The following is a 23,799-nucleotide window of genomic DNA, read 5'->3' as shown; positions in this document are numbered from 1 at the left end:
AATCCCATCCAAATCCCTCATCCTGTTTGTTATCGATATGAGATCTCTGCTTCCAGTGGAATGTAGAACAGTTCGCTATCCTTGATATTGGGATCGATCTCCATCTTCAGGATGATCCCCCGCAACAACAGTTTGCCTTCCAGATCATACAGATGCACTTGCTTGATCAAATAGGTTTCCGGATCTAGCCAGAACTTCTGAAGGCCCAGATCGGTATACTGATCCGTCTTGTTGTAGATTACATAATGGTTTTGCTGGGTATTTACGTCGGTCATCTGGGTAACACGGATGACATCCTCTTCCCCCGGGGGCACCAGCAGACTGTCCAGGGAAAGTCCGATGTTGCTTTTGGCCGCACCGGAGAGGGACTCCACAAAGAGCCGATCCGTGACCGGCTGATAAGTCTTCATGGTATCCTGCTTGCGATCGATGAGGATAAAGTAATCAGCCCATTCCATTGGTTCCAAGTAGGTCAAGCGGAGGATGTCAGGTTTGCGATACAACACCTCACCGACGATGTAGTCTGAAAAGGAACCGGCTGCATTGGGATCCATGATCTCGATCCGAATGGTGGCCCGCAGTTCATTGATCTCTGTATAGGCGTTGATCACCCGATCCAACAAGGTAGATATATCACAATCGGCTGCTTCTTCGGGTCCATCGATAAAGGGGGAAGCAGCTATGGTGGTGATCGTCAGCATAATTATGATTAACATTAATGAGCATATGTGCAAAATTGGCTTCAACAGTGTGTCCTCCTTTGACTGTGCATCATAACCATCTCAACATTCGTCGTTATACCGGGGATCTCCTTCCTTTACTGCCAGTTTCACCGGTATCCGTAGCCGCATGTGCATGGATCGATTTGGAGAAGATCATACTATCTGTTAGTAGTTCACTGGAAGGGTTGTACCGGATCAATGACGAGGTCACTGTGGCAGAGGATTTTTCACTCCAATTTGCTATTGCTTCTGCTAATCGGTTGTCTGGTGGGGATTGGTGTTTTTCGGGAGCTTACCCGGGAAGAGCCTCCGTTGGAGGAAGAAAAATTGACCATAGATGAGGCGGACTTGGCCCTGTTGAGTCGCTTGGTCTATGCGGAGGCGCGGGCGGAACCTTACGTCGGACAAGTGGCGGTGGCCGCCGTTGTTTTGAACCGGCTGCAAAGCCCACTCTTTCCCGATACCATCTCCGGAGTGATTTATCAACCTGGGGCCTTCAGTGTGGTGGCCGATGGGCAGATTAACCTGGAACCCAATGAAGAAGCAAGAAGGGCGGCGATCGATGCCATGAACGGCTGGGATCCTTCGGAAGGGGCCCTGTACTTCTACAATCCAGCCATTGCTAAGAGCCGCTGGCTGGAACAAAGGCCGCAAACCAAGACCATCGGACGACATGTGTTTACGAAATAGGTGAGGGCAATGAAAGGGATTCGGTTTTTGGTCTTCCTTGTAGCCGTTGGCCTTTTGGTCTGGGGGGGTCAGCGATATCTTGCCGGCCAGGAGCAGCCGATTGAAGACCACTATTATTGTGCCTTCTATGAGCTTGCGGATCATTTGGCCGGGTTAGAAGCGGAACTGGACAAGGTCCTGGTGGCCATGGATCCCGCCAACCGGACTGAGTATCTGTTTAATGCCTATCACCATGCCGTTGCAGCCCGGTTGCATCTGGAGCATTTACCCACTTTGCCCTTGAACTTGACGAAGACTACCCTTTTTTTGCGCACCTGTGCCGACTACGCCCGGCAGGGGATCTTGGAACCGGCGCAAGATGCCGATTTCAGTGAACTCCCGAACTTCTTGAAGTACCTGCGGGAGATGAACCGCAAACTACAAGAGACCCAACTGGCGGTACAGAGCATGGACCCCCATACCTCCTGGGCGCGGGGCTTTACCGTTGCCCTGGAAACCCCTGCTGAGGCCCATCCTGCGGCTACCAGTCTGCTGGCCATCGAGGAATTGCTCCGGGAACTGTCCTCCCCGGTGGAAGCACGATCTCCAGGGGAAGCGGCCATCGATCCTGCCACTGCCCGCCGGGTGGCCATGGCCTTTTGCGCCGGGCGGTTACAGGATCACTTGATTACCGTTACCCCAAGCAGTAAAGATACAGAACAGACCTACACAGTTGAAATGGTACCCGCCCTAGGCACCGCAGGAGAGAGGATGACGGTGGCGGTGACCAAGTCCAGTGGCCAGATCCTGTGGATGCTCAGTGATTTTGTACCCACCCGAGCTAATCTTTCCCCAGAGGAAGCCTTGGAGCGGGGGCAACAGTTTCTCCGGGAACAAGGTCTGGCCCCCATGGTGAATGTGACAGTGGACCATGTCTCCGCAAATTATCTTATCGCCAGTTTTGCCCCTGTTATAGAGGGCGTGGTGGATTATGGACGGCAGGTCAAGCTCCGGATCGAATTGGAGCGGGGGCTGGTTATCGGTTATGATGCCAGTGCCTATTTATCCTCGGTCCCCGGACAACTGGCTACAACGACCCTTATTGGCCTTACTGCGGCCCGGGAAAGACTCCATCCGGCTTTTGTCCCCGAAGGCTACAAACAGGTTTTCTTCCCTGTGGACGGGGTCCCCAGGGTAGCCTATGAGTTTTGGGGTAAGCTGGGAGAGCAGCGTTATCTGATCTACATTGACGGGGAGACCGGACGGGAGCTGGCGGTGAAGCGGGATTGACTTTTCCTAGGACTCTTGGGTAGAAAGATTCAGTTTCCGGATGTGGGTGGCGATGAGGGACAAGCTATGCTTTGTCCTTTGGATGGAGCCGGCCACGATCAAGGCGGGACGCAGGAAGATCAGCCCCCCATACTTCTGATAAACCTCCTCAAAGACCACCACGTCGATGAGGCCAAATTCATCCTCCATGGTCAAAAAGACTACCACTTTGCCGCTTTTGGTGGGCGGACGGTGGGGTCTTACTACGATGCCGGCCACCTTTACCCGTTCCCCTTCGGGGAGTCTGGCCAGCTGCTGGCTGGTGACCATTCCTTGGGCCTGGAGGGTCTTGCGGAGGGGGGTTAACAGATGACCGGTAGTGCTGAATCCCAGCACCCGGTATTCGTGGTAGATTTTCTGTGGCAGGGGAAAATCTTCGATTTCCTCGGTAAAGCCTTCCGGAGTAGCCTTCAGGTGCAAGATGTTGGGGACCTGCCACAGCAGCCTTCGCCGGTTGGGGGCGAGTCTATCGAAGGCTCCGGCCAAGATGAGGTTTTCCAGGGTCTCCCGTGATGGGGCTACCCGTCTTTGGAAATCAAGTACCGATGTGAAGGGAGCAATCCCTTGGCATTGTTCGATCCGTGTTAGTTCCTTTGAAGAAATCCCTTTGATCTGCTTCAACCCTACCCGAATATGCCCCCCTTCCACGGTATATTCCCTCCGGCTTTGGTTGATGTCTGGTCCTAAAATCTGGATGCCTTTGTTGCGGGCTACTACACACAAAGTGTGGGGAGGATAATATCCCATGGGCTGGTGATTCAACATCCCGGCTAGGTAATACGCAGGATAGTGGCAAAGCAGATAGGCACTGCGATAGGCAATATCCGCGAAGGAGGCCGCATGGGCTTCACAAAAACCATAGCCTGCATATCCGGCGATGTACGAAAAAATGGTCTTGGCATCTTTTAGGGAAACTCCGTTTTGTATGGCCTTTTCTATGAAATGTTTTCCCAACTCCTCCATTTCCCGCTCGGAGCGATAATGGGTGATGGTCCTCCGTAAGCGGTCCGCCTCCCCCGGGGTGAAAGCCGCGATCTTGACGGCAATTTCAATGACTTGCTCCTGGAAGAGCACCACACCATAGGTTTTGTCCAGGATCTCCTTCAGTTTTGGATGCAGGTAAGTGATGGGACTTTTGCCATGGCGGCGTTCTAAGAAGGGTTCTACCATATCCCCCTTGATGGGACCGGGTCGAATCAGGGCTACACTTGCCACTAGATCTTCAAAGGAAGTAGGTTTGAGCCTTGGCTGTAGTGCACGCTGGGCTGCACTCTCCAATTGGAAGACCCCTACGGTGTTCCCCGATTGCAACAGCCGATAGGTGGAAGGATCGTCGTGGGGGATGCTTTCGTAGTTGATTTCAATTCTCTCCCTGCGGGCAAGGCGGATGGTGTCCTCGATGACGCTCAAGGTGCGCAGGGGCAGAAGATCGATTTTGATTAGCCCCAGATCCGTAATATCTTCCTTGTCAAACTGGATGATTTGCTCTCCCTTGGCCGCTTGCTGTAGAGGACTCAGCTGGTACAGGGGTACATCGGAGACGACAATGCCCCCCAAGTGGGTCCCCATGTGGCGGGGGAACCCGGCCACTTGGGCGCAGAGGGCAAAGAGCAGGTCATACTTGGGAAAGTAAATCCCACTGTCCCTTAGTTCCGGAACCTGCGCGATGGCTTTGTGGATACCATCGGCGGGAATGTGGGGTATGCGCTGGGTGAGATCGTCGATTTCCTCCGGGGAGATGCCCAGGACCTTGCCAAAGTCCCTGATGGCCATGCGGGCCCGGTAGGTGGCAAAGGTGCAGACCGCTGCAGTGTGCTCCTTGCCGTACTTTTCCTTCACGTATTGCACAACGAGATCCTTGTAGCGGGCATCGAAATCCAGATCGATGTCCGGTTTTTCTGCCCGTTCCAAAGAAAGGAACCGTTCAAACATCAGACCCCGTTTGATGGGGTCCACATTGGTAAAGCCAAGGCAATAGGCAACGGCACTGTCCGCGGCTGATCCCCGCCCCGAAAAGCGGATTTGCTTGCGCTGGGCAAAGCAGACGATGTCCCAAACGATGAGGAAATAGTCGGCTACCTGAAGTTTGTGGATGATTGTCAGTTCGTGCTCCAGGCGTTCTTTTATCTGGGATGTGATCTTGGGGTAGCGCCGCCTTGCACCTTGATAGGTCAAAGAGCGCAAAAGCCTGATGGGCTCCGTGGCCCCACCGTATTTCGGTAGATGATCGACCCCCAGTTTTAGCGCCGGCTCACATTGGTCCGCGATTTTCAGGGTGTTTGTCAGCGCTGTGGGATACTCCCTAAACAATTCTTGCATTTCTTCCGGAGACTTGAGGTAATTCTCTGCATTGAATCGCCGGTGGGGGTTTACAGCCTCCAGCTGACATTTGTGGCGTACACAGGTGAGGACATCGTGTAAGGGGAATTCCTCCTTTGTGGTAAAGTGGACGTTGTTGGTGGCCACAAGGGGGATGTGGTTTTTTTCGGCCAGCTCCGCCAAAAGGCGGTTCAACATTTTGTTTTTCGGTAGTAACAGGTTCTGCAGTTCAATGAAAAACCGCTCTGGCCCGAAGATCTCCCTGAGGCGTATTGCGATCCTTTCTGCCTCCGCGTAACGATGTGCCAACAGCAACCGGGGAATCAGGCCCTGGCTGCATCCCGATAGACAAATCAAGGACTGGGTGAATCGTTCCAACATCTGCCAGGGCAGGCGCTGTTCGTGCAAATGGGCCGCGGTCAGCAACCGGCATAGGTTGGCGTATCCTTGGGGGTTTTGGGCAAGTAAGACCAGGTGGGAACCGTCTTCCATGGTCACTTCCGCCCCCTGGATGGCTTGCAGCTGATACTTTTCCGCCAGTCGATGAAACTGCACCGCGGCACTGACATTGTTATGATCCGTAAGCGCGAGGGCCCGCATCCCCAAGAGCGTGGCCCGGGCAAGCAGGCTTTCGATGGTGGATGCCCCATCCAAGAAGGAGTAGGGGCTATGTACGTGCAGGTGGACAAACATCACAGACCCCTCAATCCTTGATGAAATCATAAGGGCCGCGGTCTTGGACCGTCTTTATCCCCTTGAACTAAAGTTAGTGCCAACATTGCCTTCATGAGCTGTAGTAGGATATGCTTCCCTAATCGTAAAGGCGATACAAAAACCAGTCATCACCGGGGTATTCCCGGCAGATTTCGCACAAAGTACCGTCCTTTAGCTCCACCAGGTAAAAGATCCGCTCAGGCTCCCCTTGCCACCAGCGACCGCGGTAGACCCAGATTTCCTGAATGCCTTTGATCAAATAGGTGGTGTTCCGCCAAATCATGCGCCAGGGCTTGCTTTTTAACTGAACTTTTTGTTTTAGGATCCTAGTCATGGCGATGAAGGGCTAGCATCTGTTCATAACGGTCTAACTGGATCTGGGAGCCCAGGTAGGTTTTAGCATCGGCAAACCGGTATTGTAGAGTGGAAAGGAGCTTGCCTAGCCTGTTATGGTTGGGCTTGGGCCTTTCCCACAGACTCAGCTGCCGGTAGACCACCGGTACTGGTTCCGGTGCGATTAGCTCCAAAGTGTTTAGGGGTTCCACCAGGGACAAAGTGCCCAACATGGTTTGAACCAGTGTTCGCAGTCTCTCCGGTTCATTACTGGGGGAGGGAAGCTTCCGTTCTGCGGTCAAACACTGACCTGTTTCAGTGGTGAGCTTGAGTTGACAGCGGGTGGCAGCCATTTCCCTTTGCTTCAGGGTGGCGGCCAGCTCCCAAGCACACGCTCTAAGGATTTCTTCCAGGGCTTCCCGCTGGGAGATCTCCTCAATATTGCGTTCCACCGTGATCCTGCGGGGCGGATAATTCCCCCTCACCTGATCCCGGTCCAGGCCGCAAGCCCGTTGATACACTATTGCGCCATCGGTCCCCAAGCGATAGATCAATTGCTGTTTGGTCAGTTTCAGAATGTCCGCAACCCAAAACAGGCCTAGTTTGGTCAAATCTTCCTGCAAAGCAGAGGACAGATTCAACCATTGGACGGGTAAGGTGGCCAGGAAAGCTTCTTCCTGGGCAGGAAGCAGATAGGTACAGGGCCTCAGGTTGGACAGCTGCAGCTGTTTGGCCAGATCCACCGAGTGGGAAGGGGCTCTGGGCGCCATGAGAACAGCTTTGGCCAATAGCTTTGTGGAGGCAATGCCCATGGCCCAAGGTTCCGCAAGTAGCGGATCGATCCGCTGCAGCAGCTTGGCCAACACCCCACACCCGGTCAGATCCAAAAAGGCAGCCTGGCTTCCCACCACTTCAATCTGAGGGGTAAAGGAATAAAACAGATCCCACGGGGCAGTACCTTGGATTTCACGCACTCCCTGGACGTAGGCGATGAATCTCACCATTCCCACCCTCCGAATAGATGTTCTGGGAAACATATGTTCCCCTAAAACAGTATATTAACCCCCGGGGAAGATGTCAATTGACTCTCCGGTGGGGATTGCTGCCAAGCCTGTTAGATAATGGTGAGCTCCAATCCGTCGTAGCTCAGATAACAGTTGGGGGGCAGCTCCCTTTGCACCTGTTCGTGATCGAAATCATGGCAGATGTGGGTAAAAAAGGTGCGCTGGGGTTTCAACCGGGCGATGACCTCCAGGGCCTGGCTCAAATTGAAGTGGGTGGGATGGGGACGATAGCGCAGGACCCCTAGGATGAGCAGCTCCAGTCCCTGAAGCAGTGCTTCACTTTCAGAAGGGATATGGCTGCAGTCGGTGATATAAGCCACCTTTCCGAAACGGTAGCCGTAGATCTCCAATTTTCCGTGGAGAATGGGGATAGGCTGGATCTGTAGACCGTTAATGACCGTGGGTGTAGGCCCGATGATGTGGGTGGTTACTACGGGCTTTTTTCCTCCCTCCTGGGTTTTGCGGAAGGCATAGGAGAAGCATTCCCGCAGTTCCGCGATGGTGGCCGCATTGCCATAGACCGGGATAGCTTTGGTGCCCTCGTCGTTGAACCGGCGCAGATCATCGAAACCGAAGACATGGTCCGCGTGAAAATGGGTGTACAGCACCGCATCTACTTTGGTTATGTTGAACCGAAGGGCTTGTAGGCGGAGTTCCGTGGCGGTGTCGATGAGGATGTTAGCGTGGTCCGTGGTGAGCAGGACCGAGGAGCGGTTCCGCTTATTTCTCGGGTCCGGTGACTGACATACGGCACAGTTGCAGCCAATAACGGGGATTCCGTGGGAAGTGCCTGTTCCCAAAAACAAGATCTTTAGCATCTTCGTACCTCCAGCGCTGACAAAAGCTGCCCAAGCAGGAATCTGTTTGCGGAGACTCGAATATGTCAAATTACATTCTATTATGTTTTTTCCAACTTGGCAATGAAGGTGGCGCCTGTAAGGTGAAAATACCTGTGGGAAGAGCAAAGAGCAACCAGACAAAACCCCTTTGGCAAGAGGTCTTGGAGACCCTGCTTTCCGCGAGTATCCTGGCCTTTTTGTGTATTACCTTTATCGCCCGGGCCTTTACCGTGGATGGGCCTTCGATGTTGCCCACCTTGGCTGACGGGGAAAGATTATTGATCGATCAGGTTACATACCGATTTCGCCCTCCCCGGAGGGGAGAGATTGTTGTCTTTCGATACCCAGCATCACCGGATCATTATTTTGTCAAACGTATCATTGGAATCCCCGGTGATGTGGTGGCTATTGAAAACGGTCGTCTGGTGGTGAACGGACAGCCCATTGATGAGCCTTATATAGCCGAAAGGATGTGGGGGCAACTGCCGCCAACGGAGGTTCCCGCCGATGCTTACTTTGTTTTGGGGGACAATCGGAACAATAGCAAAGATAGTCGGTCGGCGGATGTGGGATTTGTGCCCCAGGACCTGATTGTGGGCCGGGCCATCTGGCGTTATTGGCCCTTGAACAAGATGAGCATCCTTGCTACTCCGGAGGCGGCCTTTGCTGCTTTAAAGTGATGTTTGTACAATGGGGTGCATTATGGTATAATTCTATTGTAGTCATAGTCTAGAGTTTCCCTTCCCCTTGCGATTATTCAGCTATATTGCTAAGCCCCATCTGTTGTTACTTTATAAGTTTTGGTATTAAGAACCAGATATTGCATTGATACCCAGATATTGATATTATGGACCAAAGACCACGATTAGGGAGCTGTGGGTTTTCAAACGATGAATAGATTTGCGCAGATGAACCAAATACTAGAAAGCGGAGTTGTCGCTGTCATGCGCGGGCTGGATGTGAACCAGGTTTGTCAGGTAGCCCAGGCATTGACGGCGGCGGGAGTAAAAGTCTTGGAGATTACAGCAGATAGCCCGGGAATTATGCATATGATCGAACAAGTGCGGGCACAGGATACTAGCGGTGCAGTCATCGGGGCAGGGACGGTGCTGGATGCCCAAACTGCTAGAAATGCCATCTTGGCGGGGGCGGAGTTCATTTTTACGCCTACTTTGGATCTAGAAGTAATTGAGATCGCAAACACCTATGACAAGTTGGTGATTCCGGGGGTTATGACACCTACGGAGATGCTTACGGCCTACAAAGCTGGTGCGATGATGGTGAAGGTATTTCCCGCAGACGTCTTAGGACCTGAGTATATTAAAGCCGTAAAGGGACCATTGTCCCAGATCCCTGTGATTCCCACCGGGGGAATCGATCTGGATAATGCGGCGGCATTTATCAAGGCGGGGGCAGCAGCGGTAGGTGTCGGTGGTTCATTATTAGATAAGAAAGCGATCAGTTCGGGGAATTATCAGGTGATCACCGAACGGGCGCGGGAGTTTATAAAAGTAATCGCTCAGGCGAGAACCGGTGGATAGGAACTAAAAACGACCTTCAAGCAGCCGGTTTCTGCACCTGAAGCCGGCTGCTTTTTTATTGCCGAAGTGTCTTTTTTGAATGCGCTTTGGAAAGTGTTCTATGGGCATTCGTGTATCCTATTACGAAAGGAGTTAGGACTGTGGAACTAAATAGGGATGAAGTGACGGGTCGGATCATCGACCTATTTAATACCTTGCAGATGGAGTGGGGTGAAGACACCGAAGTTTTCCATAATTGTGTCGCTGAACTGGAAGACATTGCCCTATTTCCAGGAAATCTGAAGATCTTTCTGCGATTGTTGGCCGATCAGACTCCGGAAATTCGATCCCGCTTCTATGAGATTATCCTGATCCGCAGACGGAATGCGGTGGGGTCTTTGCGCGCCATTGAAAGGCATTTGAAGTGGTGTATGGACCAGGACCGAAAAACAACCCGTGAGGTCTTAAGGGGGATAAGGGATCCCCGGGCCCTTACGGCCTTTTTCCGGATTGTATCCTTTACGGATCACACCGTCCTAGCCCGGGAACTAATTGCCCATATTCGTCAGTTTTCAGTGGAGGATCTGAAAGAGCCGATTCTGCATGCGCTAAAACAACCCGACGAGAACCTGCAGGTATTTGCATTGCACCTGTGCCGGCGTTTAAAGCATGAGCCCTTACTGCCAAGGCTTGTGAAGTTTTACCTGCAAGCGGAGGAAAACCGGGCAGAAAAACTCAGTCATATGGCGCGCCGGGCCATTTTGGAGACTTTGGGCGCCGATTCTGAGACTTTGGTCATGGGCTGGATGAGGGACAAAGATCCAAAGATGCGTCTTTTGGGCGTGAAGGCGGCCCTGCACCTCCGGAACGAGAAGTTCGTAGGAGATCTGGTCCGGTTGGTGCTGGTGGATCACCATACTCGGACGGAGGCAGCTACGGCCTTGTTGGGCTTTGCAGCCTATGGGGTGGTGGAGTTTGAACCTACCTCCGACAACAGTAAAGAGGTGGCAAGCGTCCTTACGAAGGCCAAACGGGAACCTTTGCTCAAGCTTCTTATGTCCTTCCTCCGGGAGGATAACGCGGTGATTCGAGAGATCGCCCTCTATTTCCTCTGCCTGTTGCCCGGACTGGGGTCTGATATTGTACAGCGGGCCCAGAACATGGCCAACGGGGACCAGGTGGCGGCAGTGCGTATCGCGGCGCTGCACTTCCTGAAAGTCCGCGGCAGGGACGTGGTCTATCCGGTGATTAGGGATATCCTCACCGATCCCACCCGGAATCTGCTACAGAAGAGCATTTTGAAGGCCGCGGAGGAAATCCTAGAGCAGGTGGTTCCTCCCGAGGAACTGGACAAAGCCTGGGAGGAGATCGAACGGCGGCGGCAAAAGCGGGAGGAACTGCGGGCCCGATTTGAGATGGATGCTGAATCCTGGCGGGTGGAATTGGACTAAGAAAATCGCGGAATATGAAGGAAATCCGTACTCCAGGTCGAAATCTAAATATACAATGTTGTATTCTCATCAACCGCTGAGAACAATGGTAGATAAACTAACCGAGATGTTGCTGCTTCGGAGCGATGAACCCAAGGTAAGCTGTGGTCACTGGATAAACCATGGGGGAGCTAGTAGTGAAACCGGCCGAAGGTAATCTTCTGGTCGGTTTATTTTTTCCCAGGGGTGTTGCTATGCGGTCTGTAACCAGGCTTGGAGATTTGTTAGTGACAAAGGGATTGGTAACCCAGGAACAACTGACAGAAGCACTTCAACTCCAGCGGAAAACGGGGAAGCGGTTGGGTGAAACCCTGGTGGAACTGGGCTACATCACCGAGGAGCAACTGGCCTTTGAACTGTCGCGGCAAAGCGGTCTGCCCATTGCCAACCTGAACGAGGAACCCTTGGATCCCACTTTGCTATCCCTGTTGCCGGAGCAGTTTTTCAAACGGTTTAGGGTGCTGCCCGTCAAGGTGGAGGGACGTGTTCTGCACCTGGCCATGGTAGATCCCTTTGACGTGCAGGTCATCGATGATGTTCGTAGGCTCACCGGTCTTGAGGTGAAGCCACTGCTCAGTACTCCCTCGGACATTAACGCGGCTTACCAACGACACTTAGATCTCCAGGATTCCGCGGATCAGGTAATTGGGGACCTGTCCGAGGAGGAAGACTCCGATCTACTTTTTGAGCAGAACCTGGCGGATATGGACGTAGGCCATGTCCCCGGGGTGAGAATCGTCAATTTAATTATCCACCAAGCGGTGACCAGTAACGCCAGTGATGTGCACCTACAGCCCGAGGAGTCTGAGGTGGTAGTCCGGTTCCGGATTGACGGAGTACTGCGGAAGGTGATGACCTTGCCCAAACGTCTGCATCCGGACCTGGTTTCCAGATTAAAGGTGATGGCCAATCTGGACATTACTAATCGCCGGATGCCCCAGGACGGACGGCTGCGGGTGCTGGTGGAGAATAACACCATCGACGTGCGGGTGTCCACCTTGCCCACGGTGAACGGAGAAAAGGTGGTCCTGCGGTTGCCAAACCGCAATCTAGCCACTGTGTCCCTGGAAGAGATTGGTTTTCTAGAGGATTCGGTGTACAGGATCGAGCAGATGCTTAGTCAGAACCAGGGGCTGATCCTGGTCACCGGACCCACGGGCAGTGGTAAGACCACTACCCTGTATTCCTTTATCCGACGCCTCAATGTGCCAGATGTGAATATCGTGACGGTGGAAGATCCGGTGGAATACCGGATGCCGGGAATTACTCAAGTGCAGGTGCGCCGGCGAGGGGGCATCGATTTCGCCGATGGCTTACGGGCGGTACTGCGCCAAGACCCGGATATTGTCATGGTGGGGGAGATTCGGGATGCGGAGACCGCCAGTGTGGCGGTACGGGCCTCCCTGACCGGTCACTTGGTCCTTTCCACTCTACACACCAACGATGCCGCCCAAACGGTGGTGCGACTCTTGGATCTAGGTATAGAACCCTATTTGTTGTCTGCCACCCTGATCGGGGTAGTGTCCCAGCGGCTGGTGCGCAAATTGTGTAACCGCTGTAAGCGTGCCACGAGGAACCTGGAACCGGCGGATCGGCTTTTCTTGGGGATGGAGGAGGCCACGGTATACCAGAGTGTGGGCTGCCCCGCCTGTAACCATACAGGATTTACGGGGCGGATCCCCATCGAGGAAGTGCTGATTATGACCAAGGAGCTGCGCCAACAGATTAAGAAGGGGCTCGATGAGCAAGTGATCGCCAAGTTGGCTAAGGCCCAAGGGATGAAGACCATTAAGGAAAATGCCATTGAACGAGTGTTGAAGGGTGAAACCACAGTGCTGGAAGCGGCCCGGTCGGTTTATACCTTAGATGAACTGGTTTCAGGAGATAAGGTTTTTGGAGGAGCAGGGTTATGATCCATAGATTGCTGGAAAGAGCCGTGGAAATGCGTGCATCGGATTTACATTTGACAGTGGGCATGCCTCCCTGTGTTCGGATTGATGGTAGGCTTCGGGTAATGCCCCATGAACCTACCCTGAGTCCTGCCCACACCGCGGGTGTGGCGGAGACCATCCTAAATCCCGAACAGAAGGAAGTCTTCAAAGAGCGGGGAGAGATTGATCTTTCCTTTGGAATCCCGGAACTGGGGAGATTTCGAATTAACATGTACCGGCAAAGGAGTTCCGTTGCCATTGCCGTGCGGGTGATTCCCCCTGAAATTCTGTCCTTGGAGGAGTTGGGACTGCCCGAGGTGGTCAAAGGCCTGTGCACCAAGAAAGAAGGGCTGATCCTTGTGACGGGGCCAGCGGGTAGCGGTAAGTCCACCACCTTGGCGGCGATGATCAACGAGATCAACCAGACCCGCCAGGGAGTGGTGGTGACCTTGGAGGATCCCATCGAGTTTCTCCACACCCACGGTAAGTGCGTGATCAACCAGCGGGAGATTGGCAGCGACACCCGGTCCTTTGCGGAAGGACTGCGTTCCGCCTTGCGAAGTGATCCCGATGTGATTCTGGTGGGGGAGATGCGGGATCCGGAGACCATGGCCATTGCGGTGCAGGCCGCGGAAACAGGCCATTTAGTCCTGTCTACCCTACATACCAGAAGTAGTGCCCAGACTATCGACCGGATTGTGGACGCTTTCCCTCCCCATGGACAGCAGCAGATCCGGGTGCAACTGGCGGCCTCTTTGCAGGCGGTGATTTCCCAACGTCTGCTGTTGCGGAAGGACGGCCAGGGCCGAGTGTTGGCCACCGAGGTGATGACCGGGATACCGGCAGTGCGAAATCTCATTAGGGAAGGCAAGACCCACCAATTGGAGCAGATGATTGAGACCAGCAGTCGCTATGGAATGCATACGCTGCGCAGCAGCGTCAAAAGCCTGATCGATCGTCAACTAATCGACCCTAGGGAGCTTTTACAGTTGGGAGAGATGGTTGATGCCTAAGGTATTCAACTACAAGGTGCGGAATCAGCAGGGGCGGACCTTTACTGGGACCATCGAGGCCGATGACCAGGCTGCGGCCGCCCGTATCCTGAGAAGTGAAGGGAATCTGATCCTCGAGCTTAAGGAAACGCCGCTGAAGAGTTCCTTCTTAAGCAGGGAAATTGGTGGTCCCCGACGGTTGAAGATCAAGGCTCTGTCTTTGTTTTGCCGGCAGTTTGCGGTTTTGGTCAGGACCGGCGTCCCTATGGTGGATACTTTGGAGCTATTGGCGAATCTATCTATGGACAAGCACCTGAAGGAGGCCTTGATCCGGGCCCGGCGGGCGGTTAGTGCAGGCTCCGGCTTGGCCGATGCCTTCCGGGAAGAGACCATTTTTCCTCCGATCTTCGTCAGCATGTTGGAGACCGGCGAGATTGCCGGAACTTTAGATGAAGTTCTGGATACCATGTCCCGGTACTTTGAAAGCCAGAACAAGATGCGCAATCAGATTCAGCAGGCGTTGATGTATCCTACCGTAGTGTCGATCTTTGCGGTGGTGATGATCTTCATCGTCCTGTTCGTGGTGTTGCCGCGATTTGCCTCCATCTATGCCGGCATGGGTGTTCAGTTGCCGGCCTTAACCCGATTTGTGCTGGCCTTTAGGGATTGGATGACCCGGTGGGCGTTGGTGATCGTGGCTGGTCTTGTACTGCTCTGGCTGGCCCTCTGGCGGTACAGTAAGACCCCCACGGGGAGACTACGCATCCATGGTTTCCTGTTGCGTATCCCCATTCTTGGCTACATGTTAAGCCGGATGATCTTTAGTAGATTTTGTCGTACCCTGGGGCTAATGCTCAACAGTGGCGTCCCCATGGTAAGCTCTCTGGAGTCGAGTATCAAGGTTATTGCCAACGAAGCCGTAGCCAAGGACGTGCGCATGGCCAAACAGGGCATCGAGCGGGGACAGGGATTGGCGGTTCCCTTGCGTACCGCGGTGACCTTTCCGCCATTGTTGAAAGAAATGATTGAGATTGGGGAAGAAAGTGGTTCCTTGGGGGAAGTTTTGGGGTATGTTGCGGAATTCTATGAAGAAGAATTGGACCACATGGCTACGAACATCTCCGCGATGATCGAACCGATTATGTTGGCGGTGATGGCGGTGGTGGTGGCGATCATCGCGGTTTCGGTGGTTTTGCCCATGTTCCAGATTACTTCCGCGATCTGAGGAGGTTACAAATGCTTCGTACCGCAGTGGGATTGGATATCGGACATTCTTACCTTAAACTTGTTCAGTTGCAGAAAAAGCGTCTAGGACCGCCAGAGTTGACAAGCTGCGCTGTGCATCCCACGCCGCCCGGTGCCTTGGACAGGGGGCTGGTGGCGGATCCCCATTCTTTAGGCGTTGCCATCACAGAATTATTTGAAAAGAGTCAGGCTCGCCGGGATTTTGTCTGTGTAGCCATTAGCGGAATGGGTTTGGATTTGCGGCAGATAGAGTTGCCGATGATGGGGAAGAACGAGTTACGACAAGCTATCGCCTGGGAGCTGAAGGATCTAGCAATTTACGAACATTTGCCCCTGGAAGAGATCGTCTTTGATTTCCATCCCCTGACCAAGGGCAAAACCGGCGATCTGGTGAAGATCTTGGTGGTCTCCGCGAGAAAATCCCAGATCTACGGTTACATCAACGTTTGTAAGCAGGTGGGGTTGGCCCTGGAGATCATTGACCTGGGGCTTTTGTCCCTGCCCTATCTTATTGAGAATCCCGGACCCCTGTGTCACATTATTCTTGGCTCCGAATCGCTGCAGCTTTTGGTTTGCAATGCCGAAGGGTATCGCCTAGGGCGCCTGATTCCTGTGGGTTGTCGCCATCTGATTGAGGCCTTGGCCCAGGATGAGGGCCTTAGCTACGAAGAGGCGATGCAGATGTTGTCCCACGGGTGGGATACGGAACGGATATATGGAGGGGAGATGCAACAGGTCATCTCCCAAATGATCAGTGGGATCATGCAGAGTCTGGAATATGAAAGGGTGCAACAGCGCCACAATTCCATCAATGACGTAGTGGAGGAAATTCTGGTCTGCGGTGGCGGTGCTCTCTTTGCCGAAATCACGCAGCTACTTAAGAACGAACTGGGTTTACCGGTGAGACCCTTTGATCCCTTTGGGCTTATTTCGATTAGACAAGAGGCACAACTAAACTCCTGGGGGCCGATGTTGGTGCCAGCTTTAGCTTTGGCGTACCGGGGGGTGAAAGAAAGATGAACATTTCCAACAACCTATTGCCGGAGCAGGAACGGGTGTCGGGACAACCAAAGGTCAACTGGGTGAAGATTGTTGCTCTCATTTCCATTCCCTTGGTATTATGGATGACCATCTACACGGTGGTGCTAAACAGGAGTCTGGAGACGATGCGGTCGAGGTTGGAGGTCACCCAGAGTCAGTCCCGGCAGTTGGACGTGGGTCTACAATTGAGTAGCTTACAAGCACAGCATCAGGAATTGAAAGGTACCATTACCGTTCTCAGCTCGTTGCTTTCAGATCCTACCAGAACTTCTTTCCCCCAGGTGGAGGAACTCTTGTTGCGGTTGCCCATTGGTGCTGAGGGCACCTGGTTGCAGCATGTTTCCCTGGGACCCGGGAGAATCCTGTTGGAGGGCGTCTCCCTGGATTTTGAGAGTGTTACCTCCCTGGGGAGGACGCTGACCACTACCTTTGGCGGGTTCAAGGTGAAGCTGGAAGAGATTAGGGAACTGACCATCGGTCAACAGACCATCTTTCGATTCGGGTACAGCGTAGAAACGGAGGGGTAGTCGCCATGAGAATTGAACTGGCAAAACGGGAGTTGACCATTCCAGAAGGTTTTGGTTGGATGTTGGTCCTGCTCCTTTGTACGGGCTTGTTGGTGCTCTCCTCCGTGCTGGCCGTAATCCAGCGGAACCAGTTGCGGGAGTTGGAGGCCAGGGTGCAACAGGAAGAGCAGCTGTTGGCGATGCGTTTGGTGGCCAAGCAACAGGTGGCAAGGCTCCAGGAGGAGCTCCAGCTCCTTGAGGCGCAGGCCAACGAGTTGATCGAGCTTTTTCCCAAGGAGGAGGAAATCCCCGTCTTGATCCGATGGATGGAATACTGGCTGAAGGGAACAGGGATTGAACTGATCGATTTCCGTTCCGGTGTCAGGGAGGACCTAGAGAACTACAGCCGCACCCAGATTACCGTGGAATACATTACCGACTTTTCTTCCTGTGTGCAGGTGGTGCAGGAGCTGTTCCACCTGTTTCCCAGTTTGCGGATGGAAGCCTGGCAGCTGGGGATAGAAGGTGTTTCCGACGGGATATATAGTCGTTTGACCTTGGATTTATACTCTGTTTCCAATAAAGAGTCTGATTGGCAGTTTCCCACGTCCGATCTACCGAAACTGGAGGTTTCCGATCCCTTTGTCCCCGATGGGCGTTTAGCAGCCAAGATGTCTTTGGGGCAGATGGAGGAGAGATTAATGAGTGAGAACATTCGGTTGGTGGGGGTGGTCATCGGTCAAGACCAGAAGTATGCCCTGGTGGAAACTAGAGACAAGGTTGAAATGCTCAGCGAGGGCGATTATTGGGGCGAACTGGTGGTGCACACCATTGGTCCGGATTATATCGGGTTGGGTCATATTGACTCTGAACCCGTAATATTCATTCAAAGTAATAACAAGAATTAGGTGAAAGGAGCTTTTCTCGTGAAGAAGAAGGTATTCTTACTGGGCCTCGTTTTGGTACTTATCGCAAGTCCTATAGCTTTGGGGACCACTTTGGTGAACATGAACTTTGAGTCTGCGGATCTTCTGGATGTATTCCAAGCCCTAGGCAAGATCGGTGGGTTTAACATTATCGCGGACGAATCGGTTCGGGGAACGGTCTCTTTTTCCTTGAACGGCCTGGATGTGCTGGAGGCGGTGGATCTCATTGCCCGTACCAATGGATTGAGTTATCGGATGGTGAACAATACTTTAGTGGTAGCCAGTCCCAACCGAATTCAGGAGGAATTTACGTCAGAAGAACTGATTGCCCTGCCGTTGGAACATATCGACCCCGCTAGGGCCGTGGAAGTCCTCCGGAATTTGAATATCGATGCGTTGGTTTATCCCGATGACAAGAATAATAGCTTGCTTGTCCGGGGAGAGCCGTCCCAAATCGCTCTGATCCGGGCGGTTCTGAAAGAGATCGATCATTCCCGGGGTCGTGAATTCACCTGGGAGAATGAAAACATCTTCGCGGTACTGTATTCACTGGCCAAGGAGGCAGGGTTAAGTCTGGTAATGGATAGTGGAGTGGACGGCACGGTTTCCATGTATTTGGCTAATGTGGACCCTGTCCAGGGTATCAAGTTGGTGACCCAACGGGTGGGGTTGGAGTATCAGATTCTCGATCAGATCCTTTTTGTATATCCCCAGGATACCGGTGATCTCATTACCGCTCCGGAAGGGGTGGAAACCTTCCAGTTCAACTTTGCCAAGGTAAGCCAGTTTCGGGCCTTTTTGGAGGTGCTGGCACCCCGCCTGACCGCTGTCTTTGACGACGACCTGGGGCTTTTGGTGGTGAGGGGGCCAAAAAACGAAATAGAGCGCCTCGGGCAGTTTATCCGCCAGTACGACCGTCCTCAGTTGCTGGTTACCGGAGTCATTACATCGGAGACTGGCAGTATTGCCATTGCCAACATTGCAGGGAAGCAAACTTTGCTGTGGCCGGGGGTGACCGTGGGCAATTATACAGTGGTTGAGATTACCAGTGACTACGTCAAACTTTGTGACGGTGAAACCTGCTTGGGTTACAGCGTCTGGGGGAGTAGTTTCTAAATGAAAAGGAAATCGCTTTTTCATGGATTACTTTGTCTTGTTATCCTGGTCAGCTGTGTGTTTCCGGCCTTGGCCGAAGAGCCTGTGATTAACCTATCCTTTCAAGATGCTGACCTGCTTCAGGTATTCAAAAGCCTTGCGACTATTGGCCAGCTCAATGTGGTTACCGATCATAGCGTCACCGGCACGGTCACCGTGGAGCTGGCCGGTGTACCGGTCTTGGAGGCCATCGATCTGGTGGCCCGTACTGCGGGATATGAATATGCGGTGGTAAACGGTACTTTGGTGATCGCCAGTCCCGAGCGGCTAGCAGAGCAGTTTGTAGCCAAAACCTATTATGTACGTACTCCCCAGTATCTGTCCCTGGCCGATGCCAAAGCTTTGGCACAGCTTGTGGTTGGTGAGACCAACGTGCAACAGGTGGAAGGAAAACTAATCCTTTACGCGTCGGCCGCGGAGATCTCTACCATCGATGAGCTGTGGGCACAGGTGGATCAAAGGGCTGGGGCACTGCTGGACAATGTGTCGGTGCGGAGTGCTTTGGAAGCGGTGGCGGAACAGGCGGGGTGGACTCTGTTTATGGTAGGGGAGCTCGAAGGGAGCATCACCACCGACTTCAGCAAGCTGCCTCCCGAAAAGGCCTTAGAACTGTTGGCTGAATTTTTCCAGTTCAATTACACCCTTGAGGATCAGATTCTGGTCATCAGACCCCGGCCGGTGGCAGAGGAGGAAACTAGCAATCGGGTGGTATTCCTCAACGAAATCTCTGCGGGAATGGCCCGGGAGATGTTGAGCAGCATGTACCCGGAGGAGATCGCGGTGGAGACCTTGGGAGATCGCTATTTGCTCCTCAGGGGAGCAGCACCTTTGGTGGAGGAAGTGGCTGCCGTCTTGTCCCAGTTGGATCAGCCCCGGGCCCAGGTGCTGGTGGAAGCGAGGATCCAAGAGGTCACCAGGGAAGACCTGGCAAAGCTGGGCTTAAGTTGGACCCTTCCCCGGATTGACACCAACGAGGGAGGCAAGCCCTTGGCGTTGAGTATTGATTGGCCTAGCTTGGAGGTGGCCCTAGATGCTTTACTGACCCATGGGAATTCCCGGTTGCTAGCTCATCCCAAGATTGCCGCGGTAGACGGTGAGCAGGCTAGGATCTTTATTGGTGACCGGGTACCCGTTGTCCTCAAGGATGAGGATGAAGGAGTGGTGCGGGAGACCATCGAATACTTCCAGTCCGGTGTGTTGCTGGAGATTACCCCCCGGATTAGTAGCGAAGGCACGATTACTCTGCAGGTGGATACGCAAATCAGCAGTATCACCGGTTCCACCGCCCAAGGCTTTCCCCAGACCCGGACCCGGGAAGCCCAGACCCAAGTGCGGGTGAAGGATGGACAACCTCTGATGATCGGCGGGCTCATCAAGGATGAAGAGACCCTAGAGGGCTCGGGAGTGCCTGTGTTGTCCCAGCTGCCCTTGATCGGCGAGCTATTTCGTACAAGGACCAATAAGGTGCAGCAGACAGAAATGCTAATCTTTTTGGTGCCGCATATTGTCACCGATGGGGACCTTTTGGAAAGCCCGCCACAGGAGATCTCCATCGTCCCTCCGCAGCCGGAGCCTACCTCTGCGGTCTTAGTGGAAGTGGGTGACCTGTTGGCAGGGAATGTCAACCTGCGGGTCGAAAAGCGGATTAATCCCTGGACCTATGCTCTGTTGGGCCATGTCAACGAGTCCGGTTGGGGTCTAGGAGCCGGTGTCCGCCGGACCTATGAACCGGTCTGGGCGGAACTCAGTCTCTATTATCTCTCCGAAGGACAAGAAGAGGGTTACTCCCTTCTAACCAGTTCCGGGATGCGCTTTGTTTCTGACAGACTAATCCTTGAGGGGTATGTGTCCTATCCCCTTGCCACTTCCTTAGAAAAAGAGCGGACCACCGGTCTTGGGTTTAATGTGGGAATGGAGTTCTAGGGCAATGGAATATGTATTGTTGTTCTTCCTGGGTGGGATCATCGGTAGTTTCCTTAATGCCTGTATTTATCGGCTGTCCCGGGGAATCTCGCTGGTGTTCCCACCCTCCTCGTGTCCCCATTGCAACCATCGTCTGGGGCCATTTGATCTAATCCCCATCCTAAGTTACCTGGCCCTTCGGGGGCGGTGTCGATATTGCCGGGCTGCGATTCATCGCCGGTATCTGCTTGTGGAACTGCTTTCCGCAGGCTGGCTGTGTCTTGCTTGGTGGCTAACCGGTGAATTCAGTGTCTTCCTATGGTTGGGCATCAATGGCTTTTTTCTGATGTTAGCCGCGGCCATCGATCTGGAGACGGGGCTAATTCCCAATAAAGTAACCTACAGCGGGGCTTTTTTTGGGTTGCTCTACTTTGCTCTGCGGCAACCCCAACGACTGCCCCTGGCCCTCCTCGGAGGGCTCGTCGGTTTTGGGGTGATCTTCCTAGTTCTCATGGTCTATCCCCACTCCATTGGGATGGGTGATGCGAAGTTGCTGGGGTACATTGGCATCATAAGCGGTGCCGGACATGCGCTCTTGGCCCTGTTTTTGGCCTCTTTGTTAGGTTTGCTGAGTAATCTACCCAGGTTAATCCGGGGAGGAAGGAAGACTTTGACCACTCGTCTTGCCTTTGGTCCGTTCCTTGCTTTAGGGGGCCTGGTGGTGCTCCTTTGGGGGGATAACCTGATTCAGTGGTGGCTTAACCTGTTTTTGTGAAATGTCTCGGAACGTGTCTAAAGCGTTATCTTAGTATGTCAATGGGAAAACGCCGGCAACGAAGGTCTTTTCCCCCTTCGTAGGAGCGGAATGCTTCTGCGAAGGGCGAGACTTCAGGCCCGTGACTTTTCTTCACAGCCGGACGCCTTCAAAATATTTGAGTCAAAGCTTCTTGTCTATAGCTCACCGCTTCTTAAGGCCACACAGGTTTTCAGGATAGCCTTGATAATGATCACGAGGATCGGGCCTACGAAGATGCCCCAAGCACCCACCAGTACAATTCCTACATATATGGAAAAGAGCATAGTCAAAGGGTGTACGCCGATGGAATCGCCCATCACGTAGGGTTGTAGTACCTGTCTGACGATGAGGATGGTGACATACACTAGCAAAAGGATGACGGTTACCTTGGGATGTCCCATGAGAAAAGAAAACAAGGCCCAAGGGAGCATGATGGTGCCTGGTCCCACCACAGGGATGATGTCTAGGATACCGGTTACTAAGGCCAAAAGGAGCCAATAGCGGTTACCGATGACTAGATACCCTACTGCCGCGATGACTACGGAGATGGTCACAAAGAGCAGTTGGGACTTGATGAGACCGATAATATCGATGGTGATGCGGTCCCTTAACAGGTTGATGGGCTTGCGCCATCTTCTTGGGGTAAACTCGCTGATGGTGTTAATAATGTGGTCTTTGTCGCGGCTGATGATATACGTGCCCAGGCAGACAACCACCAGTAAGAACAGGGAGTAGGGCAGGCCAGAAAGGGCGTTTAGGATACTGTTTACCAATTGGGCGGCGGTACCTTCCAAGGTGCGGCCGAAGCTTTCCACCGTTTCCTGGATCTTCGCACTGACAGGCCCGGGGAGGTTGCTGCTGAACTCTTCATATTGAATGAGTAAGTCGTTGATGAAGTTGCTAATTTCCACCCGGTATTGGGGTAAGAGATTGACCAATTCCCAGAGTTCAGCCATCAACTTGCTGAACATCATGACCAAAAGCCAGCCGAAGATTATGATCACGGCACCTAAAGTCACGAGGACTGCAAGGGGGCGAGGTATTCTCAGTTTGGTCTGGAAAAACCCCACGACTGGATCCAACAGTTCTGCGAGGATTAACGCGATGACAAAGGGGGTGATGGCAACGAGTACATAGCGAAACAGGGTGACAATCACGGGGACGATCTCTGTGGTCACCGCACTGACCAGCCGAGCGAAAAGATATAAAGAGACCATCAGGCCCAACAGGATGAGCAGAACGATTCCAAGCTTCTTCAAGTCTATACTGGACCAGTCGAACTTACCCAATGCTTGCACCCCTCAAAATCCATCGTATTCAGTCAGAACTAAGATCCCACTGCTGGCCAGCAAGGCTGCGGTGACACCTTTGCCTGGCTTTTTGGTACCGCTGAAGGTACCATCATAGATTAGTCTAGAACCGCAAGAAGGACTGCCGTCCTTGAGGATGGCCTGGGTTACCCCGGCCAGTCTTGCCAGTTTCAAGGTCTCCAGAGCACCTCGCACGAAGGAGTCGGTTACATCATGTCCAGCCTTCGTGAGCACTTTCGCCATGCCCCGGAGGACTGCATCGCCGTCTAACCGTTGAATCTCTGCCGGGGGACGGGGTGTGGGCAGGCCTCCCAACTGTTCAGGACAAACGGGAATTGCCTTCCCTTCCAAGACGAGCTGACGTGCCTGCTCATAACATTTGCTCGTACCGTCATATCGGGAATTGAGTCCCACCAAACAGGCGCTGATTAATAACAAAGGTATCACCCGCTTTATTTGGTAGATTTATTATAGCAAATAATGCAGAACCTGCCTACGAGTAGGTTTTCCTTCATAGATCAATATTGCCCAGTGGGAACTTTCGTTTAGCCATTGGTTCCTTGCCCGAGCAAATGGGTTTCACCATATTATTACTCGATGGGATTCTCTAGCTTGCATCCGGATACTAGCTGTGGGGAAACCCAGCACAGCCTAAGACCTTTCGAGTGGTCATGACGTCCATTGACTCCGGGAAGAGACCCCTTCATCATAAATGATTTCAAAAGTTATCCGGAGGAAAAGTGAGCATTATGGAGTTACGCGCACATAAGCAATGGTCTTCGCGGGAATACTGGATTTGAATGAGCAAGGCAAACGTGATAGATTATACAACGTCGCTCCGATGCGCCTGTTGGCGCTGGCGACACGTTCTTTGACAACTAAACAGTATACGAAAAGCGAGAAGCCTTGAGATTCAAGTTTGCAGGATTTACTCGAAGTTGGAGCTAAAGTGCTAAGGCACTTTAGGATAGATTTTAACGGAGAGTTTGATCCTGG

At 53.0% G+C, this 23,799-nt stretch carries 21 protein-coding genes and 1 riboswitch; of the genes, 14 read left to right on the top strand and 7 right to left on the bottom strand.

What is annotated here, in order from left to right:
* Nucleotides 1-29 precede the first annotated feature (29 nt).
* On the bottom strand, nucleotides 30-716 hold the full coding sequence (locus GXX57_06115; protein HHV44222.1) for a hypothetical protein: 687 nt from the start codon (nucleotides 714-716) through the stop codon (nucleotides 30-32).
* Between the two features lie 204 nt (nucleotides 717-920).
* Between GXX57_06115 and GXX57_06110 the strand changes: the two genes are divergently transcribed.
* Both GXX57_06110 and GXX57_06105 read left to right on the top strand, forming a co-directional pair.
* Nucleotides 921-1,412 carry a hypothetical protein gene (locus tag GXX57_06110; GenBank protein HHV44221.1) on the top strand — a complete coding sequence of 164 codons (492 nt, stop codon included), beginning with the start codon at nucleotides 921-923 and terminating at the stop codon, nucleotides 1,410-1,412.
* A gap of 9 nt (nucleotides 1,413-1,421) precedes the next feature.
* On the top strand, nucleotides 1,422-2,681 hold the full coding sequence (locus tag GXX57_06105; GenBank protein HHV44220.1) for a hypothetical protein: 1,260 nt from the start codon (nucleotides 1,422-1,424) through the stop codon (nucleotides 2,679-2,681).
* Between the two features lie 6 nt (nucleotides 2,682-2,687).
* Here GXX57_06105 and GXX57_06100 read toward each other — a convergent pair whose 3' ends face one another.
* The 4 genes from GXX57_06100 to GXX57_06085 form a co-directional block, all read right to left on the bottom strand.
* Entirely contained in the window at nucleotides 2,688-5,762 is a 3,075-nt protein-coding gene (locus GXX57_06100; protein HHV44219.1) for a DNA polymerase III subunit alpha, read from the bottom strand.
* An 88-nt stretch (nucleotides 5,763-5,850) separates the two neighbouring features.
* A complete protein-coding gene (locus tag GXX57_06095; GenBank protein ID HHV44218.1) occupies nucleotides 5,851-6,036 on the bottom strand; it encodes a hypothetical protein in 186 nt (61 codons plus the stop codon).
* Nucleotides 6,037-6,079: 43 nt separating this feature from the next.
* The gene (locus GXX57_06090) at nucleotides 6,080-7,090 is read right to left on the bottom strand and encodes a hypothetical protein (GenBank protein HHV44217.1); all 1,011 of its coding nucleotides are present in this window, start codon (nucleotides 7,088-7,090) and stop codon (nucleotides 6,080-6,082) included.
* 110 nt (nucleotides 7,091-7,200) lie between these two features.
* Complete coding sequence (locus GXX57_06085; protein HHV44216.1) at nucleotides 7,201-7,968, bottom strand: MBL fold metallo-hydrolase; 768 nt, start codon at nucleotides 7,966-7,968, stop codon at nucleotides 7,201-7,203.
* 62 nt (nucleotides 7,969-8,030) lie between these two features.
* On the opposite strand from GXX57_06085, the gene lepB reads away from it, so the two are divergent.
* From lepB to GXX57_06025, 12 genes are all read left to right on the top strand, one after another.
* Nucleotides 8,031-8,669: a signal peptidase I gene (gene lepB / locus GXX57_06080; protein ID HHV44215.1), complete on the top strand. Its 639-nt coding sequence runs from the start codon at nucleotides 8,031-8,033 to the stop codon at nucleotides 8,667-8,669.
* A 228-nt stretch (nucleotides 8,670-8,897) separates the two neighbouring features.
* Nucleotides 8,898-9,530, top strand: coding sequence for a bifunctional 4-hydroxy-2-oxoglutarate aldolase/2-dehydro-3-deoxy-phosphogluconate aldolase (gene eda, locus GXX57_06075; GenBank protein ID HHV44214.1), 633 nt, complete (start codon nucleotides 8,898-8,900; stop codon nucleotides 9,528-9,530).
* A gap of 140 nt (nucleotides 9,531-9,670) precedes the next feature.
* The gene (locus GXX57_06070) at nucleotides 9,671-10,960 is read left to right on the top strand and encodes a hypothetical protein (GenBank protein ID HHV44213.1); all 1,290 of its coding nucleotides are present in this window, start codon (nucleotides 9,671-9,673) and stop codon (nucleotides 10,958-10,960) included.
* Between the two features lie 110 nt (nucleotides 10,961-11,070).
* A riboswitch (cyclic di-GMP riboswitch) is annotated at nucleotides 11,071-11,155 on the top strand.
* 71 nt (nucleotides 11,156-11,226) lie between these two features.
* Nucleotides 11,227-12,912 carry a Flp pilus assembly complex ATPase component TadA gene (gene tadA, locus GXX57_06065; protein HHV44212.1) on the top strand — a complete coding sequence of 562 codons (1,686 nt, stop codon included), beginning with the start codon at nucleotides 11,227-11,229 and terminating at the stop codon, nucleotides 12,910-12,912.
* Entirely contained in the window at nucleotides 12,909-13,943 is a 1,035-nt protein-coding gene (locus tag GXX57_06060) for a type IV pilus twitching motility protein PilT (protein ID HHV44211.1), read from the top strand. The genes tadA and GXX57_06060 overlap by 4 nt, the downstream gene beginning before the upstream one ends.
* On the top strand, nucleotides 13,936-15,147 hold the full coding sequence (locus GXX57_06055) for a type II secretion system F family protein (GenBank protein HHV44210.1): 1,212 nt from the start codon (nucleotides 13,936-13,938) through the stop codon (nucleotides 15,145-15,147). The genes GXX57_06060 and GXX57_06055 overlap by 8 nt, the downstream gene beginning before the upstream one ends.
* Before the next feature lie 11 nt (nucleotides 15,148-15,158).
* Nucleotides 15,159-16,187: a pilus assembly protein PilM gene (locus GXX57_06050; protein HHV44209.1), complete on the top strand. Its 1,029-nt coding sequence runs from the start codon at nucleotides 15,159-15,161 to the stop codon at nucleotides 16,185-16,187.
* Nucleotides 16,184-16,735: a PilN domain-containing protein gene (locus GXX57_06045; protein HHV44208.1), complete on the top strand. Its 552-nt coding sequence runs from the start codon at nucleotides 16,184-16,186 to the stop codon at nucleotides 16,733-16,735. The genes GXX57_06050 and GXX57_06045 overlap by 4 nt, the downstream gene beginning before the upstream one ends.
* 5 nt (nucleotides 16,736-16,740) lie before the next feature.
* Nucleotides 16,741-17,622: a type 4a pilus biogenesis protein PilO gene (pilO, locus tag GXX57_06040; GenBank protein ID HHV44207.1), complete on the top strand. Its 882-nt coding sequence runs from the start codon at nucleotides 16,741-16,743 to the stop codon at nucleotides 17,620-17,622.
* Between the two features lie 18 nt (nucleotides 17,623-17,640).
* The gene (locus tag GXX57_06035) at nucleotides 17,641-18,756 is read left to right on the top strand and encodes a hypothetical protein (protein ID HHV44206.1); all 1,116 of its coding nucleotides are present in this window, start codon (nucleotides 17,641-17,643) and stop codon (nucleotides 18,754-18,756) included.
* Entirely contained in the window at nucleotides 18,757-20,718 is a 1,962-nt protein-coding gene (locus tag GXX57_06030; protein ID HHV44205.1) for a type II secretion system protein GspD, read from the top strand.
* 4 nt (nucleotides 20,719-20,722) lie between these two features.
* The gene (locus GXX57_06025) at nucleotides 20,723-21,472 is read left to right on the top strand and encodes a prepilin peptidase (protein ID HHV44204.1); all 750 of its coding nucleotides are present in this window, start codon (nucleotides 20,723-20,725) and stop codon (nucleotides 21,470-21,472) included.
* Between the two features lie 176 nt (nucleotides 21,473-21,648).
* Here GXX57_06025 and ytvI read toward each other — a convergent pair whose 3' ends face one another.
* Together ytvI and GXX57_06015 are read right to left on the bottom strand one after the other, a co-directional pair.
* Nucleotides 21,649-22,782: a sporulation integral membrane protein YtvI gene (gene ytvI, locus GXX57_06020; GenBank protein HHV44203.1), complete on the bottom strand. Its 1,134-nt coding sequence runs from the start codon at nucleotides 22,780-22,782 to the stop codon at nucleotides 21,649-21,651.
* 12 nt (nucleotides 22,783-22,794) lie between these two features.
* Nucleotides 22,795-23,241 carry a DUF523 domain-containing protein gene (locus GXX57_06015; GenBank protein HHV44202.1) on the bottom strand — a complete coding sequence of 149 codons (447 nt, stop codon included), beginning with the start codon at nucleotides 23,239-23,241 and terminating at the stop codon, nucleotides 22,795-22,797.
* Between the last annotated feature and the right edge of the window lie 558 nt (nucleotides 23,242-23,799).

It is taken from the genome of Bacillota bacterium, from assembly GCA_012839765.1.
Lineage (GTDB): Bacteria > Bacillota > Limnochordia > DUMW01 > DUMW01 > DUMW01.
The sequence above is the reverse complement of the archived record's forward strand: the minus strand, read 5'-3'. Positions and strand labels throughout refer to the sequence as shown.